Source organism: Bradyrhizobium sp. 179 (assembly GCF_023073535.1).
Lineage (GTDB): Bacteria > Pseudomonadota > Alphaproteobacteria > Rhizobiales > Xanthobacteraceae > Bradyrhizobium.
In genome coordinates this window covers 242,429-264,349 of record NZ_JADPJR010000108.1, presented here as the reverse complement: position 1 = coordinate 264,349, position 21,921 = coordinate 242,429, and the positions used below count along the sequence as shown (strand labels likewise).

The 21,921-nt window shown below is 65.6% G+C and carries 19 protein-coding genes; 8 read left to right on the top strand and 11 right to left on the bottom strand.

Going from position 1 to position 21,921, the window contains the following annotated elements; all coding sequences use genetic code 11:
• Window positions 1–373, bottom strand: a 373-nt coding sequence (locus IVB12_RS26190; protein WP_247303390.1) for a hypothetical protein, incomplete at its 3' end; no start/stop codon positions are given.
• Between the two features lie 214 nt (window positions 374–587).
• Here IVB12_RS26190 and IVB12_RS26185 point away from each other — a divergent pair.
• Window positions 588–2,036, top strand: coding sequence for a cell wall hydrolase (locus IVB12_RS26185; protein ID WP_247303388.1), 1,449 nt, complete (start codon window positions 588–590; stop codon window positions 2,034–2,036).
• A 41-nt stretch (window positions 2,037–2,077) separates the two neighbouring features.
• Here the strand turns inward: IVB12_RS26185 and nadC are convergent, their stop codons facing one another.
• The 3 genes from nadC to nadA form a co-directional block, all read right to left on the bottom strand.
• Entirely contained in the window at window positions 2,078–2,956 is an 879-nt protein-coding gene (gene nadC, locus IVB12_RS26180; protein ID WP_247303386.1) for a carboxylating nicotinate-nucleotide diphosphorylase, read from the bottom strand.
• A gap of 10 nt (window positions 2,957–2,966) precedes the next feature.
• A complete protein-coding gene (locus IVB12_RS26175; RefSeq protein ID WP_247303384.1) occupies window positions 2,967–4,574 on the bottom strand; it encodes an L-aspartate oxidase in 1,608 nt (535 codons plus the stop codon).
• A gap of 171 nt (window positions 4,575–4,745) precedes the next feature.
• A complete protein-coding gene (gene nadA, locus IVB12_RS26170) occupies window positions 4,746–5,879 on the bottom strand; it encodes a quinolinate synthase NadA (protein WP_247303382.1) in 1,134 nt (377 codons plus the stop codon).
• 332 nt (window positions 5,880–6,211) lie between these two features.
• Here nadA and IVB12_RS26165 point away from each other — a divergent pair, with 332 nt between their 5' ends.
• The 5 genes from IVB12_RS26165 (at window position 6,212) to IVB12_RS26145 (ending at window position 11,560) form a co-directional block, all read left to right on the top strand.
• A complete protein-coding gene (locus IVB12_RS26165) occupies window positions 6,212–7,465 on the top strand; it encodes an MFS transporter (protein ID WP_247303380.1) in 1,254 nt (417 codons plus the stop codon).
• A 41-nt stretch (window positions 7,466–7,506) separates the two neighbouring features.
• Complete coding sequence (locus tag IVB12_RS26160) at window positions 7,507–8,493, top strand: MDR family oxidoreductase (RefSeq protein WP_247303379.1); 987 nt, start codon at window positions 7,507–7,509, stop codon at window positions 8,491–8,493.
• Window positions 8,494–8,608: 115 nt separating this feature from the next.
• A complete protein-coding gene (locus IVB12_RS26155) occupies window positions 8,609–9,208 on the top strand; it encodes a hypothetical protein (RefSeq protein ID WP_247303377.1) in 600 nt (199 codons plus the stop codon).
• A 163-nt stretch (window positions 9,209–9,371) separates the two neighbouring features.
• Window positions 9,372–9,617 (top strand): hypothetical protein, encoded by a 246-nt coding sequence (locus IVB12_RS26150; RefSeq protein WP_247280305.1) that lies wholly within the window; start codon window positions 9,372–9,374, stop codon window positions 9,615–9,617.
• A gap of 200 nt (window positions 9,618–9,817) precedes the next feature.
• A complete protein-coding gene (locus tag IVB12_RS26145) occupies window positions 9,818–11,560 on the top strand; it encodes a methyl-accepting chemotaxis protein (RefSeq protein WP_247303375.1) in 1,743 nt (580 codons plus the stop codon).
• A gap of 81 nt (window positions 11,561–11,641) precedes the next feature.
• Here the strand turns inward: IVB12_RS26145 and IVB12_RS26140 are convergent, their stop codons facing one another.
• Window positions 11,642–11,932, bottom strand: coding sequence for a hypothetical protein (locus IVB12_RS26140; protein WP_247303373.1), 291 nt, complete (start codon window positions 11,930–11,932; stop codon window positions 11,642–11,644).
• Here IVB12_RS26140 and IVB12_RS26135 point away from each other — a divergent pair.
• Complete coding sequence (locus tag IVB12_RS26135; RefSeq protein ID WP_247303371.1) at window positions 11,907–13,595, top strand: methyl-accepting chemotaxis protein; 1,689 nt, start codon at window positions 11,907–11,909, stop codon at window positions 13,593–13,595. The two genes, IVB12_RS26140 and IVB12_RS26135, sit on opposite strands and share 26 nt — an antisense overlap.
• Before the next feature lie 91 nt (window positions 13,596–13,686).
• Here the strand turns inward: IVB12_RS26135 and IVB12_RS26130 are convergent, their stop codons facing one another.
• The 6 genes from IVB12_RS26130 to IVB12_RS26105 form a co-directional block, all read right to left on the bottom strand.
• Window positions 13,687–16,380, bottom strand: coding sequence for a DUF2339 domain-containing protein (locus tag IVB12_RS26130; protein ID WP_247303368.1), 2,694 nt, complete (start codon window positions 16,378–16,380; stop codon window positions 13,687–13,689).
• Window positions 16,381–16,427: 47 nt separating this feature from the next.
• A complete protein-coding gene (locus IVB12_RS26125; RefSeq protein ID WP_247303366.1) occupies window positions 16,428–17,396 on the bottom strand; it encodes an NAD regulator in 969 nt (322 codons plus the stop codon).
• A 228-nt stretch (window positions 17,397–17,624) separates the two neighbouring features.
• Complete coding sequence (locus IVB12_RS26120) at window positions 17,625–18,131, bottom strand: protein-tyrosine phosphatase family protein (protein ID WP_247303364.1); 507 nt, start codon at window positions 18,129–18,131, stop codon at window positions 17,625–17,627.
• Window positions 18,132–18,311: 180 nt separating this feature from the next.
• Complete coding sequence (locus IVB12_RS26115; protein ID WP_247303362.1) at window positions 18,312–18,926, bottom strand: HD family hydrolase; 615 nt, start codon at window positions 18,924–18,926, stop codon at window positions 18,312–18,314.
• Window positions 18,923–19,549: a DNA-3-methyladenine glycosylase I gene (locus tag IVB12_RS26110; protein WP_247303361.1), complete on the bottom strand. Its 627-nt coding sequence runs from the start codon at window positions 19,547–19,549 to the stop codon at window positions 18,923–18,925. The genes IVB12_RS26115 and IVB12_RS26110 overlap by 4 nt, the downstream gene beginning before the upstream one ends.
• Complete coding sequence (locus IVB12_RS26105) at window positions 19,546–20,427, bottom strand: folate-binding protein (RefSeq protein WP_247303360.1); 882 nt, start codon at window positions 20,425–20,427, stop codon at window positions 19,546–19,548. The genes IVB12_RS26110 and IVB12_RS26105 overlap by 4 nt, the downstream gene beginning before the upstream one ends.
• Window positions 20,428–20,528: 101 nt before the next feature.
• On the opposite strand from IVB12_RS26105, the gene IVB12_RS26100 reads away from it, so the two are divergent.
• A complete protein-coding gene (locus IVB12_RS26100) occupies window positions 20,529–21,863 on the top strand; it encodes a dihydroorotase (protein ID WP_247303359.1) in 1,335 nt (444 codons plus the stop codon).
• Window positions 21,864–21,921 lie beyond the last annotated feature (58 nt).

Here is a 21,921-nt window from a genome sequence, read left to right as displayed (position 1 = left end):
CCGAAAGATCCCACGGTCGGGACGAAGAGCTGGCCTGCAATCGAACAAAGAGCTGATCATAAATCTTGACACACCAAACCCCCATGTGAGCAATCCAGAATCGTTCCGCGGAGGCAGACTGGATTTGCTTCGCTGCGCTCGCAATGACGAGGTTATGGGACGGGCTCGCCACTTTCTCGCTGTGATCGCCCGGCTTGACCAGGCGATCCAGTACGCCGAGCGGTCGTGATGAATGGCGACGACGCGGCGTACTGGATGCCCCGCTTTCGCGGAGCGTGACACCCGTGATGGGGGAACGCTTTGCGCAAACGCGAAACAGCATAATGATCGCGCGTCCCGTATTGATACATGTGCGCAAGAGTTCCTTCACCATTCGCGTTGACCGGTTGTTTACCGCTCGATGTGACGACGCATTTACCACCGTGCGCGATCGCCCCCTGAAAACACCCGTGTTTGCTTGAGTGTGCCGGGCGCGCAACGTCGATTAACGCCCCGGCAACCTAAATTGGATACTTACAATCAAGATCGAATTGCACGGATGTACTGACGTTCGATCGAACTGGCGTAAGCGTAGCGTGAGCGTATCGATGTCAGTGTTGCGTAACCATCCGAAGGGCGCGCGGTTCGCGTCCTTCGGCATCGGTCTCTGCATCTTCGCATTGATGCCGAGAGAGACCGGCTATCAGGACATTGCCTCGCTGCTGGCGCGCCAACCCGGCGTCGCCGAGCGTTGGCAGAAGCAGGTGTATTCCGCGGCGTCCTCGATCCAGCTCGCCACCTACAGTTTTTCCCGACCGATCGGCACTTCGGTTCCGCAGAGCGCGATGGTTCGCCTCGCCAGCATCGATGGCCGCGACGTCACGGGTGCGATCAGCCGCAATCCGGCGGCGCAGACGCCGCCGCGCTACCAGGCCGCCGATTTTCCAAAGGTCGATCGCTCGATGAAGGGTGATCGCCTCGCGATCATGACCCCGACGACACCTCCCGAGGCGGCTGCGCCGCCGGCAGCGCCCGCGCAGGAAAATCCCGCGACCTCGAACAGCTCGGTGTTCGGTGCCAAGACCGCCGCCTTACCGCCGCCGATGTCGCCGGAGTCCGCGGCCGCGCTCGATCCCGAGCTCCAGGAAGCGCTCCGTGCGCCGCCGCTGCCGCAATATACCAATGCGCCGCAGGCCAGCGATGCCGCGCGCGCGTTGGCGGTGCAGCCGCTGGAAGCGCTGAAGCGGGCCACGACGCCGGCCGCCCCGGCGCGCGATCCCTTCAGCGTCAAGACGTCGAACCTGTTCTTCGGCAGCTCCTCGCTCGGCGGTAGTCTCGAGAGCATCGAGAGCTGGCAGCCCGGGGCCGAGCCGCTGATCGTGATGCCTGATCCCGATATGAAGGTGACGGCCTCGCTGTCGCCGCCGGCAGCCGAGATCGCCAAGGACATCGAGAGCGGCGAGAGCGTCGCGCCGAAGGGCGAGGTCAACGCCGACAACCAGCGCGCCAGATCGCCCGCGGAGCGGCTCGCGCTCGACGACAAGTCGCGCGCCAAGTCCGAGAAGTGTCTCGCCGAAGCGGTCTATTTCGAATCGCGCGGCGAGGCCGTGCGCGGCCAGATGGCGGTCGCGCAGGTCGTGATGAACCGCGTGTTCTCGGGAAAATATCCCGACACCGTGTGCGGCGTGGTCTATCAGAACAAATACCGCCACCTGGCCTGCCAGTTCACCTTCGCCTGCGACAACAACGCCGACGTGATCCGCGAGCCCGAGATGTGGGAGCGCGCCAAGAAGATTTCGAAGGCGATGCTCGATGGCCAGATCTGGCTGCCCGAGGTCGGCAAGTCCACGCACTACCATGCCTATTGGGTGCGCCCGTCCTGGGTCGCCGAGATGAAGAAGATGTACAAGACCGGCGTGCACACCTTCTACCGTCCGCGCGCCTGGGGCGATGGCAGCGAGGAGCCAAGCTGGGGCACGCCGGCGCAGACCGCAGCGCTTTCCGCCGCGCTCGCGCAGGAAGCCAAGAGTTCCGCGGAGATGGGCGAGCGGCGGTAGTTTTCTTCCCTCGCCCCGCTTGCAGGGAGAAGCAAGGACCATCACGCCTCGATATCCAGCGCACAGTCGAAATTCGGCGCCGAATGCGTCAGCGCGCCGGCCGAGGCGTAGTCGACGCCGGTGGCGGCGATCGCCGCGATCGAGTCCAGTGCGACGCCGCCGGACGCTTCCAGCTTGAGGCGGCCCTCGTTGATCCGCGCCGCCTCGCGCAACGTCGCGATATCCATGTTGTCGAGCAGCACCGCGTCGGCCATTCCGGTGGCCAGCACCTCGCGCAGTTGCGCAAGCGTGTCCACCTCGATCTCGATCTTGACGAGATGGCCGGCATGAGCGCGGGCGCGCTCCAGCACGGGGCGGATGCCGCCGGCGACCGCGATGTGATTGTCCTTGATCAGGATCGCATCGTCGAGGCCGAAGCGGTGATTGAAACCGCCGCCGCAGCGCACGGCATACTTTTCCAGCGCCCGCAATCCCGGCGTGGTCTTTCGCGTGCAGCAGATGCGCATCCGCGTGCCTTCGGTGCGCGCGACGTAGGCGGCCGTCAGCGTCGCGATACCCGACAGGCGGCCGACGAAGTTCAGTGCGGTCCGCTCCGACGTGAGAATGGCGCGCGCGGGCCCTGAGATCGTCAACACCTGCTGCCCGCGGGCAACCCGTGCGGCGTCGCGGACATGCGCACGCACGTCGATGTCGGGCGAGAGCTTTTGCAGCGTCGCCAGCGCCAGCGGCAATCCGGCGATCACGCCGGACTGGCGCGCGACCAGAATCGCCTGCGCCGTCGTTGCTTCCGGAATCGTTGCCAGCGAGGTGACGTCGCCGGCGCGACCGAGATCTTCGTCGAGTGCACGCTGCACGGCCTCGTCAATTGCGAGGGGCGAGAGAAAGGCGTCGGGATAGAGCAGCGAGGTTGCGGTGATCATGAGAGCTCCGTCAGGCCATGATGGGTTGCGCGGTGGGTGGCATTGGGCGATCGGCGAGGCCGTCGGCCACTTCGCGCACAGCGTCGAGCGTGGTCATCGTTCGTTGCGCCAGGGCAGGGACATCCGCCGGGTGGTCGGCGCGGAAATGCGCGCCGCGGCTCTCGCGCCGGCTCCAGGCAGCAGCGGCTACCAGCAGCGCGGAGGTCGCCATGTTGCGCAGCGTGATGTTGCCGGCCTCGCGTTCAAGCGCGGCGAAGCTGCGGACGGCCTCCGCCAATCCGTCGGCGTCGCGGATGACGCCGACGCGTGTGTTCATCATCGCTCGCAGCCGCTTCACGGCCGTAGCCTCCGGCGCGCCGCCGCGCGGCGTCACCAATGCGTCCGGAAGCCGGGCAGGCGCGGGGAGGGCGCAGCCGGCGATGTCCTCAGCGATGCGCGCGGCGTAGACCACGGCCTCCAGCAACGAATTGGAAGCGAGCCGGTTGGCGCCATGGGCGCCAGTGGAGGCCACTTCGCCGCCGGCCCAGAGCCCGTCGATCGAGCTGCGGCCGCGCGCGTCCACCGCGATGCCGCCCATGTGATAGTGCGCGGCCGGCGCGATCGGGATGGCCTCTGCCGCGGGGTCGATTCCGGCGGCGAGGCAGCTTGCATGCACGGTCGGAAATTTGTCGGCGAAGCGCGCACCCAGCGCCTGGCGCGCATCGAGGAAGGCACCGCGTCCGGCCGCGATTTCGGCAAAGACGCCGCGGGCGACGATGTCGCGCGGTGCGAGCTCGGCGAGCGGATGGCGCGCCGCCATAAAACGCTCGCCATTGCCGTTGATGAGCGTCGCGCCTTCGCCGCGCAGCGCCTCGGTCGCAAGCGGTGCCGGATCGCGCCCGACCCTGATGGCGGTCGGATGGAATTGCACGAATTCCGGATCGGCGATTACCGCACCGGCGCGTGCGGCGATCGCAAGGCCCGAGCCGCTGGCCTCGAGCGGATTGGTGGTGACGGCATAGAGATGCCCAAGGCCGCCGGTGGCCAGCACGATCGCGCGCGAGGCGAGGGTGATCGGCCGTGCAGAGGGACGGCCGGCCTCGCGCAGTTGAATGCCCGTGACGGCACCGTGCTCGGTCAACAATGCTTCGGCGACCAGACCTTCGATGACACGGATCGACGGCGTGTGGCGCACCGCTTCGCTCAAGGCCGCGATGATCGCGGCACCGGCTCCGTCGCCGCGCACATGTACGATGCGCCGGGCCGAGTGCGCGGCTTCGCGTCCGACAGCGAGCTTTCCTTCTAGGTCGCGATCGAATGGGACGCCAAAGGCGAGAAGATCATGGATTCGCGGCGCCGCTTCCCGCGCCATCCCCAGTGCAACGGCTTCATCGACGAGACCGCCCCCGACGGCAATCGTATCCTCGGTATGCGCTTCCGGAGTATCGCCTTCGGCCACCGCCGCCGCGATGCCGCCTTGTGCCCATGCGGAGGACGCGCCCTGTCCGAGCGGTGCAGCCGAGATCAGCGTCACGGGCCGCGGCGCGAGCTTCAGCGCGCAGAATAATCCGGCAAGGCCGCCGCCGACGATGACCACGTCGTCGGTGGTGCGGGTGAGATTTTCGATTTTGTCTTGCATGGTTTCTCCATTGTCGTCCTGGCGAGAGCCAGAACGATTGCCCCGACTGTTTGTTGTTGCAGCAGGCCGGGACCACCAGCGTGCCAATACTCGCGTCCTTTCGGTCCCGGATCTGCGCGCGCTTGAAGGCGCGCTTGTCTGAGACGACGGGTGTGTTGCTGCTTCTCGCTCTCAATTCTTCAAATTGATCATCCGCTCGACCGAGCGCCGTGCGCGCTCCGCGAGCGCGGGATCGATCGTCACTTCCTCGCGGAGCGTCAGCAGACTCTCCAGGATATTGGCAAGCGTGATGCGCTTCATGTGCGGGCAGAGATTGCAGGGGCGCAGCATCTCCACGTCGGGCAGCTCGGCCCGCACATTGTCGGCCATCGAGCATTCCGTGATCATCACCAGCCGCCGCGGCCGCTTGTTGCGCACCCAGCTGATCATGTGCGCGGTCGAGCCGGTGAAGTCGGCCTCCGCCAACACGTCCGGCGGGCATTCGGGATGCGCGATGATCTGCACCGAGGGATCGTCATCGCGAAGGCTGCGCAGCTCTTCACCCGTGAAGCGCTCGTGCACTTCGCAGGCGCCCTTCCAGGCAATAATCTTCACGTCGGTCTTCGAGGCCACGTAGGTGGCGAGATAGCGGTCGGGCAGGAAGATCACGCTAGGCGCATTCAAGCTCTCGACCACCTGCACCGCGTTCGACGAGGTGCAGCAGATGTCGACCTCAGCCTTCACCTCGGCCGAGGTGTTGACGTAGGCAACGACCGGCACGCCAGGGAATTTCTCGCGCAGCAGGCGAACGTCTGCGCCGGTGATGCTGGCGGCCAGTGAGCAGCCTGCGCGGGAGTCCGGAATCAGCACCGTCTTATCCGGGTTGAGCAGCTTTGACGTCTCCGCCATGAAGTGCACGCCGCACTGGACGATGATGCCGGCCTTCACCTTGGTGGCTTCGACCGCGAGCTGGAGCGAGTCGCCGCCGATGTCGGCGACGCAGTGAAAGATTTCCGGGGCCTGGTAGTTGTGCGCGAGGATCACCGCGCCCCGCGCGGCCTTCAGCTCGTTGATCGCCTTGATCGTCGGCGCCATCAGCGGCCATTCGATCGGCGGGATCACCTGCTTCACGCGCTCATACAGGGATGCCGTGGCGCGCTCGACCTCCGGCGTCCAGTCCAGCGAGGGCATCGGCAACGCAAGCCCCGGCCGGCTCGGCGCGGCGGGAGGGGAGCTGACGACGTGGTCATTGACTTGATGGCCATTGATTTCGCCGGACGGCCGGTTGGCAAAATCATCGGGGCCGTAAATTCCAGTGATCGGCATCGAAGCCTCCCTCGCATCGTTTATACTCAGTTTGAGTATATAAAGGTCCTGAATAGTCCGGCCGAGAAGGCCGGAGCGGGATGTCAGGCAGGTTTAATATGCTCAATCTGAGTAAATCAAGGATAGCATGCTTTTGCAGGGACGGCTAGGCGCTGCCGCACACATTCCCGTCAAGTGCCCGTCAGGCGAGGCCGCGTGAAATGCAATGCTCCGGTGGCAGCTCCCCGTGGAATGCAATCGTTTTTGACTTGGGATTTTCATGCAGGTGCATTAAACCGGGCTCATTCGCGGCTGCCGATTTGCAGAACCGCCAACGACAGACGAGGACCACCATGTCGACACAGATCGGCGAGCTCGCTCCGGCCTCACGTTCCTCGAACTGGCGCACCCCGGCTGTGATCATTCTCTGCGGCTGCGCCATCGGCATGCTCGGCTTCGGTCCGCGCTCGGCGCTCGGCTTCTTCGTGCAGCCGATGAGCCATGAGTTCACCTGGGGCCGCGACGTGTTCGGCCTCGCGATCGCCGTGCAGAACCTGCTGTGGGGCTTGGGTCAGCCTCTCGCCGGGGCGGTGGCGGATCGCTTTGGCCTGTTCCGGGTGATGTGTGTCGGCTCTCTGCTCTATGCCGGCGGCCTGCTCCTGATGCGCTACTCCTCGACGCCGCTGTCGCTCAACATCGGCGCCGGCGTGATGGTCGGCTTCGGTCTTGCCGGCTGCTCGTTCAACCTGGTGCTGTCGGCCTTCAGCAAGCTGCTGCCGGCCGAGAAGCGCGGCCTTGCGCTCGGCGCCGGCACCGCGGCGGGATCGTTCGGGCAATTCCTGTTCGCGCCGATCGGCGTCGCGCTGATCGACAATTTCGGCTGGCAGCAGGCGCTCTCCGTGTTCGGCTTCCTGATGCTGCTGATCATCCCGCTGTCGCTGGCGCTCTCGACGCCGCCGGTCGCAAGCACGGCAACCGCGGCGCCTGCGGATGAGCAGAGCTTCACCAAGGCGCTGGCGGAAGCCTTCGGTCACCGCTCCTACGTGCTCTTGGTGCTCGGCTTCTTCACCTGCGGTTTCCAGCTCGCCTTCATCACCGTGCATCTGCCGGCCTTCCTGGTCGATCGTGGCATCTCGGCGCAAACCGGCGGCTGGGTCATCGCGGCGATCGGCCTGTTCAACATCGTGGGCTCGCTCAGCGTCGGCTACCTCCAGAACTATCTGCCCAAACGCTACATCCTCTCGACCATCTACTTCACTCGCGCGCTCGCGACCCTTGCCTTCATCTCGTTCCCGATCACGCCGTTCTCGGCGATCGCGTTCGGTGCGATCTCCGGCCTGACCTGGCTGTCGACGGTGCCGCCGACCTCGGCGCTGGTGGCGCTGATGTTCGGCACGCGCTGGCTCGCAACGCTCTATGGCTTTGCCTTCGTCAGCCATCAGGTCGGCGGCTTCCTCGGCGTCTGGCTCGGCGGCATTGTATTCGAGCGCTTCGGTTCCTATACGCCGATCTGGTGGCTCTCGATCGTATTCGGCGTGCTTTCTGCACTGATCAATCTTCCGATCGTGGAGAAACCGGTGACACGGGCGGTTGCGCAGCCGGCCTGATCGGCTAAACATCCCCGACAAACAAGTCAGGGAGTTTAGTCGTGGCCACGTTCAAGGCGATCCGGATCGACAAGGCGGACAAGGGCACCACCGCACAGCTGACGCAGTTCGATGAAGCCGAGCTGATGGACGGCGACGTCACCGTGCGTGTGGAATGGTCGACGCTGAACTACAAGGACGGCCTCGCACTCACCGGCAAGGCGCCGGTGGTGCGCCGCTTCCCAATGATCGCCGGCATCGATTTCGCCGGCACGGTCGAAGCGTCCTCGCATCCGCAGTGGAAGGCGGGCGACAAGGTGGTCTGCACCGGCTGGGGCATGGGCGAAACCCATCTCGGCGCCTATGCCGAGAAGGCGCGGGTGAAGGGCGACTGGCTGGTGGCGCTGCCGCAGGGCCTGTCGGCGCGCGACGCCATGGCGATCGGCACCGCCGGCTTCACCGCGATGCTCGCGGTCATGGCGCTGGAGAAACACGGCCTCTCGCCGAAGAGTGGCCCGGTGGTGGTGACGGGCGCCGCCGGCGGCGTCGGCTCGGTTGCGACCGCCGTCCTGTCGAAGCTCGGCTACCACGTCATCGCCTCGACCGGTCGCGCCGCGGAGGCAGATTATCTGAAGCATCTGGGCGCAGCCGAGGTGATCGACCGCAACGAATTGTCGGCGCCGGCGAAGCCTCTGGCCAAGGAGCGCTGGGCGGGTGGCGTCGACAGCGTCGGCTCGACCACGCTCGCCAACCTGCTGTCGATGACGAAATACGGTGGAGCGATCGCGGCGTGCGGCCTGGCGGCCGGCATGGACCTGCCATCTTCTGTCGCGCCGTTCATTTTGCGCGGAGTGTGCCTTCTCGGCATCGATTCGGTGATGTGCCCGATCGAGCCGCGGAAAGCCGCCTGGCAGCGCCTGGCATCCGATCTGGACCGGACAAAACTGTCTGAAATCACTCAGGAAATTCCTCTCGCCGAGGTGCCCGACTGGGGCGCGAAAATTCTGGCGGGCGCGGTCCGCGGCCGCATCGTGGTAAAAATTGTCTGACGGCGTTCAGACTTTACCAACCAAGCTGCTCCAATGTTGCCATGGTTGGTATGGTAAGCAGCGGGTAAAGAGAGATAAGGCATCGCCCGCTGCGGGGGTTGGTTCGGAGTTGAGCATGCTTGCGCGTATTGTGTTGGGGGCTGTCACGGCGGCAGCGACGTTTGCGCCGGCCATTGCCGGGAGCATGAATGCTGACGAGGCGCGCCGTTTCGTCGCCGGCAAGGTGTTCGCCTTCACCTGTTTCGACGGCACCCGCGGTGCGGGCCGCATCCTCGACGACCTCGGTGCCGCCGGGGCGGTGCAGTTCTCGGGCGCGGGCCCGGTGAAGCATCTTCGCCTGCCCGGCAATACGCTCCAGATCCGCGGTCAGAACGTCTGCGCCTCGATCAAGGGGATTCCGTTCGAGCCCTGCTTCAACCTGGAAAAGACCGATGATCGCAGCTTCCGCGGCTCGGTGTCGGGCATGGGCTTCGCCTATTGCGACTTCCACCATCAGGGCGGCAATCAGATGCTGATGGCGCGCGCCGCCGCGCGTCCGCGCTCGTTGCGCGGCTCGGACCGCACCGGTTCGGTCGCTGCACCCAACACCGAAGTCGCCGCACGCGTCGAGACGCCGCGTGTCGAGAGCGGTCGCCTCGAGCCGGTGAAGGCGGAAGCCAAGCCGGAACCCGCGAAGGCCGAGGCTCCGCTGGAGCTGCGCCGCTCGACGCAGTGAGTTGGCTGCATAGGACAGCCGCACCGTTTTTCGTTGAAAGAGTCGATCGAGCACGAAGCCGCCGCGCCGTAGTCATACGGACGGCGGCTTTCATGCCTTGGTAGCTGTTCGCGTCCCAGTTTGCGTACGGCCGGGGGACGCGGCCCGAGGCAAGAGTTCAACGATGTCGCTGTACTTCTTCCGCATCAGCACCGGTCGCTATTCCGGCGCCGCCGATCAGCCGTACGAGTTCGAGGACCGCGCAGCGGCCTGGACCGAGATGACTGAGGTTTGTGCCAATCTGCTCGGCGGCATCGCCCGCGGCCTGAAGCCGAATGCCGAGTGGCGCATGGAGCTGCTCGACGAGAACAAGCAGCCGGTCTTTCGCGTCAGCCTTGTTGGAGAGACCGTCGGATGCAAAGCTTCCTAGGTCCGACTTGAGGCTGCAATTTACAACTATGACGAGACCTTCTTCTTTCAATTTCAATTATTTAGCGCGTAAAGTCAGTACTTCTGCGAGGGCGCTCGTTAACCAAAGGTGGAACTCTGACCGATAGCTTTCACAGCTAAGGGCGATCAACGTCCAGGCGGCCAGCAATGACTTGGCAGCTCGTTTGCTGGGAACGTACCATGTTGAGCCTGTTTCGGGACATGCAGATCGGAACCAAGCTGGCGATCGCTTCGGCTCTCGGAGCGCTCCTGGTTGGAGCAATGATTGCGAGCCAGATGCTCGGCAATGCGAGCATCCGCGACACCAGCCAAAGCGCACTTGCACAGCAGGAGATCGCGCGCGACGCAGTCAGGGCCGAGGTCGCAGTTCGCGATATGCAACTCGCCGTGCGAGATCTTCGCCTGGCCAATAGTGCGGCCGATCTTCAGAAGGCCACCCAGACTCTGAGCGATCAACAGAAATCGACGGGCGCGCTGGTCGAGGCGATGCTGAGGCTTTCTCACGCGGCCGAGAACCGTGTCCATATAGAGAAACTGGGATCGCTCGCGGCGGACTATGGCAAAGCTGCACAGCAGATTGCGAGCGTGCGCGGCGAAGCCGTCGCACTTGCCGCGTCTGGCTCGGACGGCGCGACGCGCGCCGCGAAGCTCAATGAAGAAGGCATTCGCATCGCGCGGGAGGTTACGCTGCCGATCGCAGCCCAACTCGACGCACTGATCAGAGAGATCGCCGACCATGCGAAACACAAATCCGACGAGGACAACGCCGCGGCTGCCGCTCAGATGAGATCGAGCGAGCAGATCGGAACGGCGGTCGGCGCCTTCGCGGCGCTCGTTCTGATCGGCTCCTGGCTCATCTCGTTCCTCACCATCGCGCGGCCGATCCGCGCGCTCACTGTCGCCATGGACAAGCTCGCCGGCGGCGACTTCTCCGTGGTGCTGCCCGGTCTCGGCCGCAAGGACGAGGTGGGCGGTGTTGCCGCTGCAGTCGAAAAGTTCAAGATCGTGTCCGAGCAGAAGGCGCGCGAGGAGGCCGAAACAAAGATCAGGCAGGACCAGATCGGGGCCGCGCGACGCAAGGCCGAGATGCACAAACTGGCCGACCGTTTCGAATCCGCCATCGGCGAGATCGTCGAGACTGTCTCTTCGGCCTCCACCGAGCTCGAGGCATCGGCTTCGACGCTCACTTCGACTGCCGAGCGCGCGCAGGGCTTGAGCACGGTGGTCGCTGCTGCCTCCGAAGAGGCCTCGACCAACGTGCAGTCGGTGGCATCTGCGACCGAGGAACTGTCCTCGTCGATCAACGAGATCAGTCGCCAGGTTCAGCAGTCCGCGCGGGTGGCCAACGAGGCGGTCGGCCAGGCCCGTGCCACGACCGAGCGGGTCAGCGTGTTGTCCAAGGCCGCGACGCGCATCGGCGACGTGGTCGAGCTGATCAATACGATTGCGGGCCAGACCAATCTGCTCGCACTCAACGCCACGATCGAGGCGGCCCGCGCTGGCGAAGCCGGCAAGGGGTTTGCGGTGGTTGCCTCCGAGGTCAAGGCGCTTGCCGAGCAGACTGCGAAGGCGACTGGCGAGATCGGGCAGCAGATAGCCAGCATCCAGTCCGCGACCGAACATTCGGTCGGTGCCATCAAGGCCATCAGCGATACCATCGAGAAGCTGTCGGAAATCTCCTCGACGATTGCGGCCGCCGTGGAAGAGCAGGGCGCCGCAACGCAGGAAATTTCCCGCAACGTGCAGCAGGCGGCGGCGGGCACTCATCAGGTATCGTCCAACATCACCGACGTGCAGCGCGCCGCAAGCGAGACCGGCTCGGCGTCTTCTCAGATCCTGTCTGCTGCGCAAGTGCTGTCCGGCGACAGCAACCGTCTCAAGCTCGAGGTCGGCAAGTTTCTCGGCTCTGTGCGCGCCGGCTGACGACGTTCAACAAGCGTCGCTTGCAGCCGCCGCGCGCGAACCTGCGGCGGTCGCGCGCGTTCGTATTTCGCCCCGCGAGCGTTAGCATTGGAGATGTTGCTCCATCGAGCGCGGCGCAGCGCGAGATCCGTGCAGGTGCAGCGGATGATTGCAGACAACAACGAATGTCGGCCCGCCCGGTAGTTTTACGTAGGACGATGTTAACGCCTGCTTGCGAGGATAGAGCGCAATCTTACGGGATAAGAACCAGCCAGCATTGTTGAACTGACCTCCGCCCGGTCGTCCGTCGTGACGCTTGTGGCGCAGGTGATGTGCGCGTTGCCAGGCATCGTTGGGATTTGTTGTGATGTCGAAATTGTCGATCGTCTTCAAGCTGCTGACCGTGTTGTCAGTCCTCGTGCTCTCGCTCGCCGGTGTCGGCGTGACGGCGATCGGCACGATGCAGAACATCAACGCCCACACCGTCGAGATTGCGCAGAGCTGGCTGCCGAGCGTGCGTGCGCTCGGCTCGATGCGCGCCGACATCAACGAGCTGCGCGTCGCACTTCGTTTGCACCTGATGCAGGATAGTGCTGAAGGCAAGGATGCCGCCGAGAAGCGCCTCGCCTCGCTCCGCGAACGCATCGAGAAGACCCGCAAGGTCTACGAGCCGCTGATCACTGCCGCCGAGGAGCGCGCGCTCTACGAACAATGGGCGAAGGCGTGGGCCGAGTATCTGAGTGGCGTTCAGGAGGTGATGGCGCTGTCGCGCAAGAGCGTCGGCCGCTTCCCGACCGATGCCAACGAGCTGTTGCAGACCAAGGTCGCGAAAATGGCCCAGGCCGCCGATCCGCTGCTCCAGAAGGGCATCGAGTTGAACAATCAGGGCGCCGAGCTGGAGACCAAGCAGGCGTCCGACAGTTACGCCACGATCTTCCGCGTCCTGGTCGGCATCATCGTGTTTTCGGTCGTGATCGCGATCGGCGCCGCGTATTATCTCGTGCGCGACGTCTCTCGTGGCATTGCTTCGATCATCCGTCCGATGCAGTCGCTCGGCCAGGGCGACCTCTCGGCCGACGTGCCGCATCGCGGCGACAAGACCGAGATCGGCGCCATGGCCGATGCGCTCCAGATCTTCAAGGAGGCGCTGATCGCCAAGAAAGCCGCCGACGAGGCAGCGGCGCGCGATGCCGAAGCCAAGATCGAGCGCGGCCGCCGCGTCGATGCCATCACGCGCAATTTCGAGGCCATGATCGGCGAGGTGGTCGAGACCGTGTCATCAGCCTCGACCGAGCTCGAAGCATCGGCAGCGACGCTGACCGGCACCGCCCAGCGCGGCCAGGAGCTCGCGACCGTCGTCGCCGCCGCCTCGGAGGAAGCCTCCACCAACGTCCAGGCGGTGGCTTCCGCCTCGGAGGAGCTGTCCTCCTCCATCACCGAGATCAGCCGCCGCGTGCAGGACTCGGCGCGGATGGCCGCAGAAGCCGTCGAGCAGGCGGCGCGGACCAACGAGCGCGTCAACGCGCTGTCGCAGGCAGCCTCGCGCATCGGCGACGTCGTCGAGCTCATCAATACCATCGCGGGCCAGACCAACCTGTTGGCGCTGAACGCCACCATAGAGGCCGCACGCGCCGGCGAGGCCGGCCGCGGCTTCGCCGTCGTTGCCTCGGAAGTGAAGGCGCTCGCCGAGCAGACCGCGAAAGCCACCGGCGAGATCGGTGCGCAGGTCGCAGGGATTCAGGCCGCCACGCAGGAATCCGTCAGCGCCATCCAGGAGATCGGCGGCACCATCGAGCGCCTGTCCGAAGTCTCCGCTGCGATCGCCGCTGCGGTCGAAGAACAGGGCGCGGCCACGCAGGAGATATCGCGCAACGTCCAGCAGGCCTCGCTCGGCACCCAGGAAGTATCGTCGAACATCACCAACGTGCAGCGCGGGGCGATCGAAACCGGCTCGGCCTCGACCGAAGTGCTGTCGGCGGCGAAATCACTGGCGACCGACAGCACCCGTCTGAGGGTCGAAGTCGCGCAGTTCCTGGAGTCGGTCCGCGCGGCCTAACAGCGGCGCAGGCTCTTGGCTTACCTCTCCCGAACGGAGAGGTCGGATCGCATCGAAGATGCGATCCAGGTGAGGAGAGCTCCACCGATCCCTACGCGCTCGTCTGCGGAGCCGACGGGGTTTGCCGCCGGAACAGGATGCGCTGGTAGAGCCAGCCGATCGCGACCAGCACGACGCCGAGGCACATGAACGACAGCGCGCGGTAGACGCCTGTCAGCGTCGACATGTCGATGACGAAGGCCTTCAGGATCGTCAGCGCGATGACGGCGGCAGAGGCGAGTCGCGCCCGCTCCGAATTGACCAGGATGCCGATGCCGAGCAGCACCACGCCGAAGGCAAGCCAGCCGGTCGAATAGGTGTATTGCTCCGCGCCCGTGGTGCCGCCGTAGAGCAGGACCGGGCCGTGATAGAAGCGGCGGATCTCCAGCGTCACGTAGGTGAGCGCGAACACAAGTGCCCCGCCCGCAATCGTATTGGCATAGGCGACGGGGCGATGGCCCGCCATTGCATAGGACAACAGCAGCATCAGCACCGCGGGGAGCGCATAGCCGAGCAGCAGCAGGTTGAACACAAGGCCGCCGACATTGACGCTGGAGAGCAGCAGCGGGTTCTCCAGGATCAGCAGGCCGAACACGCTGATGAGCCCGGCGATCGCGGTGAGCGCGACCGCGCCGACATTGTGCACGATGCTGTGGCTACGCAGCCGCAGGCGCTCCAGCCCGATCGCCATCGCCAGCGTGACGCAGACTTGCAGCGCGAATTCCAGCAGCGAAGGCGGCGAGGTCATGCGGCCGCCGGTCGCAAGGTGCCGGATTTCCATGAAGGCGAGCAGCGCGGTGAACAGGACGGCCGCAGTCTCGACCATGCGCAGCGGCGCATCGTCGGCGCGGCGGCGCAGGAACATGCTCGCGCCCCAGAACGACAGCGCCGGCAGGCCATAGCCCCACAACAGCCAGTTCAGAATCGGCGTGGTGCCGACGGCATCGCCGACGATGCAGGGATCATAGACGATGCGTGCCGTGACGATGCCGGCGAAGATGGCGGCGAGCCAGCGCAGGAACGGGATCGGCCGCTGCATCGAGATCCAGGCGGTGCCGAGCGACATCAGCGCGAGCGCGATGGTGAGCCAGCCCTTCTCCAGCGCGAAGGTCAGCGCCAGCGCCAGCGCGCCGAGCGTGCCGGTCGCGAACAGCGCCGTCGAGATCATGGCGCCCGGCCGGGTCTCGCGCCGTGTCAGCGATTCGGTCGCAGCGCCAAAGGCGGCGGCGAGCAGCACGGCGAGAATCGCAAACGGGATCGAGCGATCGAGATGGGCGATGCGGGCGTGGAGCGCAACCAGGATCGCGATCGGCGTCGCGACCGCACTTGCCGACCACACCACCGGGATGATCGCCGAATTGGACCGGCCCTGCGCGAGGAAGCCTGCCGTGCCGAAGCCCGCGGCGAAGATCGCGGCCGTGACCAGATGCAGTGTCACCGAACTATCGGTGGGGACAGGACCGATGCCGGCCATGGGGCCGCCCGGCAGCACCAGCATGTCGGGATTGGCCCGCACCGCCCATTCGGCGAACACGATGAAGACGGTCGCCGCAGCCGCGCCCAGTGCACCCGTTGCCGCCGGCGCGCGCCAGGCGACAAACAGCGTCCCTGCGACCAGTAGGGTGAAGGCAGTGAGCGCCAGATCGGCATGCGCGCTCGACAGCACGATGATCATTGCCGCGAACAGATAGGCGCCGAGCGAGCTCGACGACACCGGCTCGATCTCGCCGTCCTCGATGGTCGGGCCGAACATGAAACCGCAGACGACGAGAAGCGCAGCGAGCGTGAAGCCCGCAATGACGTGGAAGGCGTGCGGGGCCACCTGCAGCTCGAGCTCGAGCCCCATGAACGTCCAGAGCACCGCGAAGACGATCGTAGTCACCGCGAGCCAGCGCCATAGCCGGATGCGGGCAAGGCCGAAGCTCGCTGCGGTGACGATGGCAAGATAGATGTAGAGCGCCCAATAGTCCGGCTTGCCGCTGGAGACGAGGACCGGCGTCACGAACGCGCCGACGACGCCGAGGCCGGCGAGCGCGGGCCCGTGCAGCAGCGCGGCGGCCAGCGTGCCGAGCGCGACGAGGCCGAGCAGCACGAAGGCGGTGGCGGGCAACAGGAAACTGTAGAGCGCGTAGGCTGCATAGATGGTCGCGAACGCCACCGCCGTGCCGGCCGCGGTGAGGATCGCGGGGATGTTGGCGATCGGCAGCGCCGCGATGCTGGAGATGCTCTCCTTGCGCCGTGTCCATTCGCCGGCACCGAGCAGCGCCAGCGCGAACAGGCCGCCGAGGAACACGCGCACGCCGGGCCCGACGAGGCCGGCCTCGATCGAATAGCGCACCATGAAGAAGCCGCCGAGCGCGAGCGCAAGCCCGCCGATCCACACCACCCAGCGCGTGCCGAGTCGCTCCTCGAAGCCGGGTGCGGGTGCAGGCAGGGGTGGCGGTGCATCGGCCTCGGTGCTCGTTTCGAGCGGCGGCGGCGAAACGGGTTCGGTGAGGGCCGGGGGCGCCTGCTCGGCTTCCGGCGCAAGCGGCGGCGGCTCCGCGGCGGCCGTCGCGGTTGCGGGCGCCTGCTCCCAAGTCGGCGTAAGTGGCGGCGGCTTAACTTGCCGCTGCGCGTCAAACATCTCTTCGAGCGAGCTCAGCCGGCGGCGCAACTCAGCCGCCTGACTGGAGGCCTTGATCGCGATCAGGAAGGCGGCGATCGCAAGGATCAACGCAAAGACGTCAAACGGGCCGTCGAACATGAAGCCTCCAGGCAACCGGCGGGCAGGGCCGATCGCAAATTCTTAATCTAGCGCCGGGAGCGTACGCGCAAGCCCGGCGCGGGCCGCTCCTGGAGTACTTCGCGGCGGAAGCGATAGAGTGCCGCCGGGCGTCCGCCGGTCTGTGTCGACATCGCCCCGGTCGGTTCGACCAGGGCTTCCATTTCGACGAGGCGGCGGAAATTCTGTTTGTGCAGGTGCCGGCCGGAGATGGCCTCCACCGTATGCTGCAATTCCGTGAGTGTGAATTCGGCCGGCAAAAGTTCAAAAACAACAGGACGATACTTCAGTTTTGCGCGCAGCCGTGCGATGGCTGTGGCGAGGATGCGCCGATGATCGAACCGCATCGAGGTCCCGAGCGCAGGAAGCGTCTTGCGCGCTAATGCCGCAGGCCTGCCGTCGCGCCGCGCCTCCTCGATCATCCCGGCCTCGTACAGGAGCTCATAGCGATCGAGCACGCGCTCCTCGTCCCAGGGCGCACCGTCGAGACCGAAATAGAACCGCACGCGATCCTTTCGTGGCAGCGCCCGCGTCGTCTGCGGCGTCTCCTCCTCGGCCCATTTCGTCAGGGCCGGTATGATGTCGCGGGCGATGATCTCTGGCGGCTGCTCGCGCCAGTCTTCCCAGGGGAAGAAGCGATACCATGGCTCGAAGCTCGCACCGGTCGCGGCGAGCTCGCCGCTGGCGGCGCGCGTCAGCGCGAGATAGCCGATCGACACCATATGCGGGCCGGTGTCGCCGGCATCGGCATGACGGCCGCGGTCGCCGAAGGTGTAGAGCTGCTCGACATAGCCGAGCCGCAGGCCCGTCTGTTGCTCGACCCAGGCGCGCAGGCCGATCTCGAAGGTGCGATGGGCGAGCGCATCGAACGGCCCGAACGGCAGGCCGGCAAGCCCGTCACCGCCGCGCGCAGTGAGGATCAGCGGCTCGTGGTCCTCGATCGCGACGATGGCCGCGGTCAGGCCAATCTCGATCGGCGTCAGGAGCGTCTCGCTCATGCGGCAAATGTCGCGGGAGTCGTGAGAAAGATATGTCGGCTCATTGAACAAATCTCGCCGCGAGCTCGCTGCACCTCTCCCGCTCGCGAGAGAGGTCGCGCCAAAGACGCAGGTGAGGGCTTTCTCCACGCCGGGAGAACCCCGATGCGGAAGCACCCTCTCCGCAACCCTCTCCCGCAAGCAGGAGAGGGGGCGCAGTCCCATAGCCGCTGCTATTCGGCTCTCGCCTCATTCGAGCTCGATCACGAACGGACGGCCCTCGACCATCATCGCGCCCGGGCCCATCTCGTCGAGCGCGCGCAGCATGCGGCCGTCGCGTCCCAATGCACGGTCGGCGAGGCCGACGATGCGCCGGTTGGGCGAGGCGATCGGCGAGGCTGCGCGGATCTTCCTGGCGATCTCTATCTCGTCGCGGTTCGGATTGAGTGCGCATACCGCGGCAAACGCGCTCGCCGTGGAGCGGCTGATGCCGGCGTAGCAATGCACCACCAGCGGCGCGCTGCGGTCCCAGCCGCGCACGAAGGTCAACACCTGCTCGATATGCGTCTCTGACGGTGCGACGAAGCCGTCCATCTGCTCGGTGATGTCGTCCATCGACACCTTGAGATGATTGGCCGGCAGCACGGACACGGGCCGCGCCACCTGCTCGACATTGGCCATCACCGTCAGCACGTGGCTGGCGCCGGTCAGGCGGACGGTTTCGGGAAGCGCGGCGAGGGAACAGACGTGGATCATGGCGGACCTTTTTGGCGTCGATTATAGCGAGCGGCCGTAGGGTGGGCAAAGGCGCATCGCGCCATGCCCACCGTTGTTTCGCGCTGCGTACAATCTCGCCTTGTTGGTCGGCACGCTCCCGCCTTCGCTCTGCGGGTTACGGCGGACAAGTCGCTTTGCCTACCCCACGAAGGGATGATGTTACGCAAAGACCGCGTTGAACCGCTCCAAAAACTGCTTCTCGGCCCGCGCCGCGGTCCAGGGCGTGAGATAGTCGCGCCGGACGTTGTCGGGCAGGCCCGGATCGCGGCCGAACAGGCGCCTTGCCTCGCTTTCGCTGAAGCCGGCGAGCTCGGTTGCCTCCAGATAGGCCGCACCGCGATCGGCGGCCTTGATGGCTTGCGTGATTTCCTCTGGCAGCACCGGCGGCAAGCCGAAGCGGATGTGGATGGCGCCGAGCAGGCGCTTTTCGACCGCCTTGTAATGGCCGTCGAGCACGGCCTTGAACGGCGAGATCATGTCGCCGATCACATATTCGGGCGCGTCATGCAGCAGGGCCGCCAGCCGTATGCGTGGATCCACGCGCGGCATCTCGTGCCGCATCACCGTCTCCACCAGCAGCGTGTGCTGCGCGACCGAGAAGATATGCGCGCCAACGGTCTGCCCGTTCCAGCGCGCCACCCGCGCCAGTCCATGCGCGATGTCGGCGATCTCGACATCGAGCGGGGAGGGATCGAGCAGGTCGAGCCGCCGTCCCGACAGCATGCGCTGCCAGGCGCGGGACTGCGCATCGCGCGCGGTCTTCTTCGCCGTCATTTGACCTTGAGGCGCGGCTTGCGCTGCGTCTTGCCGCAGGTTGCATGACAATGGCAGTCGACCAGATGGTCGTTGACCATGCCGGTCGCCTGCATGAAGGCATAGACGATGGTCGGGCCGACGAACTTGAAGCCGCGCGCGGACAGCTCCTTGGAGATCTGCACCGACAGCGGCGTCGAGGCCGGTACGCTCGCCGTGGTCTTGAAATGGTTGACCTTAGGCTCTCCGTCCATGAAGTCCCAGAGGAGCTTCGAGAAGCCCGGCCCCTTCTCCATGATATCGAGATAGGACTTTGCGCTCAGGATCGCGCCGTCGATCTTGGCCTTGTTGCGCACGATTCCGGCGTCGTTCATCAGCGCGTGCACCTTCTTGGGCGTGTAGCGCGCGATCTTCTCCGGCTGGAAATCATCGAAGGCTTTGCGGAAATTGTCGCGCTTGCGCAGGATCGTGATCCAGGAAAGGCCGGCCTGGAAGCCGTCGAGCATCAGCTTTTCGTACAGTGCGCGGTCGTCATATTCCGGCACGCCCCATTCGGTGTCGTGATAGGCGACATAGAGCGGATCTTCGCCGGGCCAGGGGCAGCGTGTCAGGCCGTCGGGATGCAGGCGAGGGGCGCGGCTCATGCGATGGGTTGCTTCGTTGGAGTGCGCACGATGTCGGGTTCGGCGAGTGTCAGCGCGAGGCCGCCCGCGGTGAGGGGCTGGCCCGCATCGAGCGCATCGGCGACGCGGTCGACGCGCACCAGCGCGATGCCTTTGCCGCCGGCGGTCGAGCCGATGGTGCCGACCGGCTTGTCGCCGGCGAGAATGGTGGCGCCAATCTCGGGCGAGGGGCCATCGAGCAACACCTTGACGCTGCGGGTTCGCGCGGTGCCGCGATGCTGCATGCGCGAGACGACCTCCTGGCCGACATAGCAGCCCTTGTCGAAATCAACGCCGGCAAGCCGGTCCATGTTGGTCTCGTGTGGGAACGCGTCGCTGTACATGAAATCCAGCCCGCCGCGCGGCACGCCGAGCGCGATACGGTGGGCGTCGTATTCGCTGGCATCGACGAGCTCGGCGCCGATGAGATCGGACAGCTTCTGCCTGAGATCCTCGGGGATTAGGATGCGGTAGCCGAGCTCGCTATGGCGCGGATCGGCGAAGCCGAGATCGGGCTGAGCGGCAGGCTGGCCGTCCCAGGCCGCGAGCACGCCCAGCGCATCGGAGAGGTTTTCCACCGTGACCTTGGCGCGCAGCTTGTAGAATTTCAGCTTGGTGGCGAGGCCTTCGGCCAGCGCTTTAGGGCAATCGATCAGGAACCCGCCGCCATGGCCGGCGGGCACCTCCGTGATCAGGAAATCGACGATGATCTTGCCCTGCGGCGTCAGCAGCGCACCGAATCGCCCCAGGCCCGGCTTGAGCCTGTCGAGATCGGTGGTGACGAGGCCGTTGAGGAAGTTGCGCGCATCCTCGCCCGCGACCTTGACCACGCCCCGGTCGGGAAGAAACGCTGATTTCATACGAAAATCTCTTGCGACATGTTGCTGCGGAACGTAAGCCCGCAAGCCATAAACGACAAGACCTCGAGCCCTGCGCTTGGGGATGAGAGAGGCCCTTAGCCATGACCCAGCGTTTCGACGTGATCCTCAAAGGCGGCACCGTCGTCAACCAGGACGGCGAGGGCTTGCGCGACATCGGCATCACGGGCGGCCGCATCGCCGAGATCGGCGCGCTGTCGCAATCCAGCGCAGCGGAGGTGATCGACTGCCAGGGCTTGCACATCCTGCCCGGCGTGATGGACACGCAGGTGCATTTCCGCGAGCCCGGGCTGACCCACAAGGAAGACCTCGAGACGGGTTCGCGCAGTGCCGTGATGGGCGGCATCACCGCCGTGTTCGAGATGCCGAACACCTCTCCGTTAACGGTAACGGAAGCCGAATTCACCGACAAGGTGAAGCGGGCCCATCACCGCATGCATTGCGATTTCGCCTTCTTCATCGGCGGCACCCGCGAGAACGTACAGGACCTGCCGGTGCTGGAGCGCGCGCCCGGTTGCGCGGGCGTCAAGGTGTTCATCGGCTCCTCAACCGGCGCGCTGCTGGTGGAGGACGACGAGAGCCTCCGCCGCATCTTTCAGGTCATCCGTCGCCGCGCCGCGTTCCACGCCGAGGACGAGTATCGCCTCAACGACCGCAAGTCGCTGCGCATCGAGGGCGACGCGCGCTCGCATCCGATCTGGCGCGACGAGACCGCGGCGCTGATGGCGACGCAGCGCCTCGTCAAGCTCGCGCACGAGACCGGCAAGCGCATCCACGTGCTGCACATCTCGACCAAGGAAGAGATTGAGTTCCTGCGCGATCACAAGGACGTCGCCTCCTGCGAGGCGACGCCGCATCATCTCACGCTGGTCGCGCCGGAATGCTACGAGCGGCTCGGCACGCTGGCGCAGATGAATCCTCCGGTGCGCGGGGCAGATCACCGCGCCGGCATCTGGCGCGGCATCGAGCAGGGCATCATCGATGTGCTCGGCTCCGACCACGCCCCGCATACGCTGGAAGAGAAGCAGAAGACTTATCCGGCTTCGCCCTCCGGCATGACCGGCGTGCAGACGCTGGTGCCGATTATGCTCGATCACGTCAATGCCGGCCGGCTGTCGCTGGCGAGGTTCGTCGATCTCACCAGCGCCGGTCCCGCGCGGCTCTACAACATAGCCTGCAAGGGCCGCATCGCGGCCGGCTACGATGCCGACTTCACCATCGTCGACTTAAAGCGCAGCGAGACCATCACCAACAAATGGGTGGCTTCCAAAGCCGGGTGGACCCCCTACGACGGGTTGCGCGTCACCGGCTGGCCCGTCGGCACCTTCATCCGCGGCCGCCGCGTGATGTGGCAAGGCGAGCTGGTGACGGCCTCGCAAGGCGAGCCGGTGCGGTTTCTGGAGACCTTGAGGGCGTAGAGAGTTCGGTCAAACCTTTCCTTCCGTTGTCATGCCACGCGAAGGCGTGGCATCCAGT

What these genes read in the sequence shown, in the direction of transcription:
- IVB12_RS26185 (WP_247303388.1), top strand. Translation starts at nt 588, where the DNA reads ATGTCAGTGTTGCGTAACCATCCGAAGGGCGCGCGGTTCGCGTCCTTC.
- nadC (WP_247303386.1), bottom strand. Translation starts at nt 2,956, where the DNA reads ATGATCACCGCAACCTCGCTGCTCTATCCCGACGCCTTTCTCTCGCCC.
- IVB12_RS26175 (WP_247303384.1), bottom strand. Translation starts at nt 4,574, where the DNA reads ATGCAAGACAAAATCGAAAATCTCACCCGCACCACCGACGACGTGGTC.
- nadA (WP_247303382.1), bottom strand. Translation starts at nt 5,879, where the DNA reads ATGCCGATCACTGGAATTTACGGCCCCGATGATTTTGCCAACCGGCCG.
- IVB12_RS26165 (WP_247303380.1), top strand. Translation starts at nt 6,212, where the DNA reads ATGTCGACACAGATCGGCGAGCTCGCTCCGGCCTCACGTTCCTCGAAC.
- IVB12_RS26155 (WP_247303377.1), top strand. Translation starts at nt 8,609, where the DNA reads ATGCTTGCGCGTATTGTGTTGGGGGCTGTCACGGCGGCAGCGACGTTT.
- IVB12_RS26150 (WP_247280305.1), top strand. Translation starts at nt 9,372, where the DNA reads ATGTCGCTGTACTTCTTCCGCATCAGCACCGGTCGCTATTCCGGCGCC.
- IVB12_RS26145 (WP_247303375.1), top strand. Translation starts at nt 9,818, where the DNA reads ATGTTGAGCCTGTTTCGGGACATGCAGATCGGAACCAAGCTGGCGATC.
- IVB12_RS26135 (WP_247303371.1), top strand. Translation starts at nt 11,907, where the DNA reads ATGTCGAAATTGTCGATCGTCTTCAAGCTGCTGACCGTGTTGTCAGTC.
- IVB12_RS26130 (WP_247303368.1), bottom strand. Translation starts at nt 16,380, where the DNA reads ATGTTCGACGGCCCGTTTGACGTCTTTGCGTTGATCCTTGCGATCGCC.
- IVB12_RS26125 (WP_247303366.1), bottom strand. Translation starts at nt 17,396, where the DNA reads ATGAGCGAGACGCTCCTGACGCCGATCGAGATTGGCCTGACCGCGGCC.
- IVB12_RS26120 (WP_247303364.1), bottom strand. Translation starts at nt 18,131, where the DNA reads ATGATCCACGTCTGTTCCCTCGCCGCGCTTCCCGAAACCGTCCGCCTG.
- IVB12_RS26115 (WP_247303362.1), bottom strand. Translation starts at nt 18,926, where the DNA reads ATGACGGCGAAGAAGACCGCGCGCGATGCGCAGTCCCGCGCCTGGCAG.
- IVB12_RS26110 (WP_247303361.1), bottom strand. Translation starts at nt 19,549, where the DNA reads ATGAGCCGCGCCCCTCGCCTGCATCCCGACGGCCTGACACGCTGCCCC.
- IVB12_RS26105 (WP_247303360.1), bottom strand. Translation starts at nt 20,427, where the DNA reads ATGAAATCAGCGTTTCTTCCCGACCGGGGCGTGGTCAAGGTCGCGGGC.
- IVB12_RS26100 (WP_247303359.1), top strand. Translation starts at nt 20,529, where the DNA reads ATGACCCAGCGTTTCGACGTGATCCTCAAAGGCGGCACCGTCGTCAAC.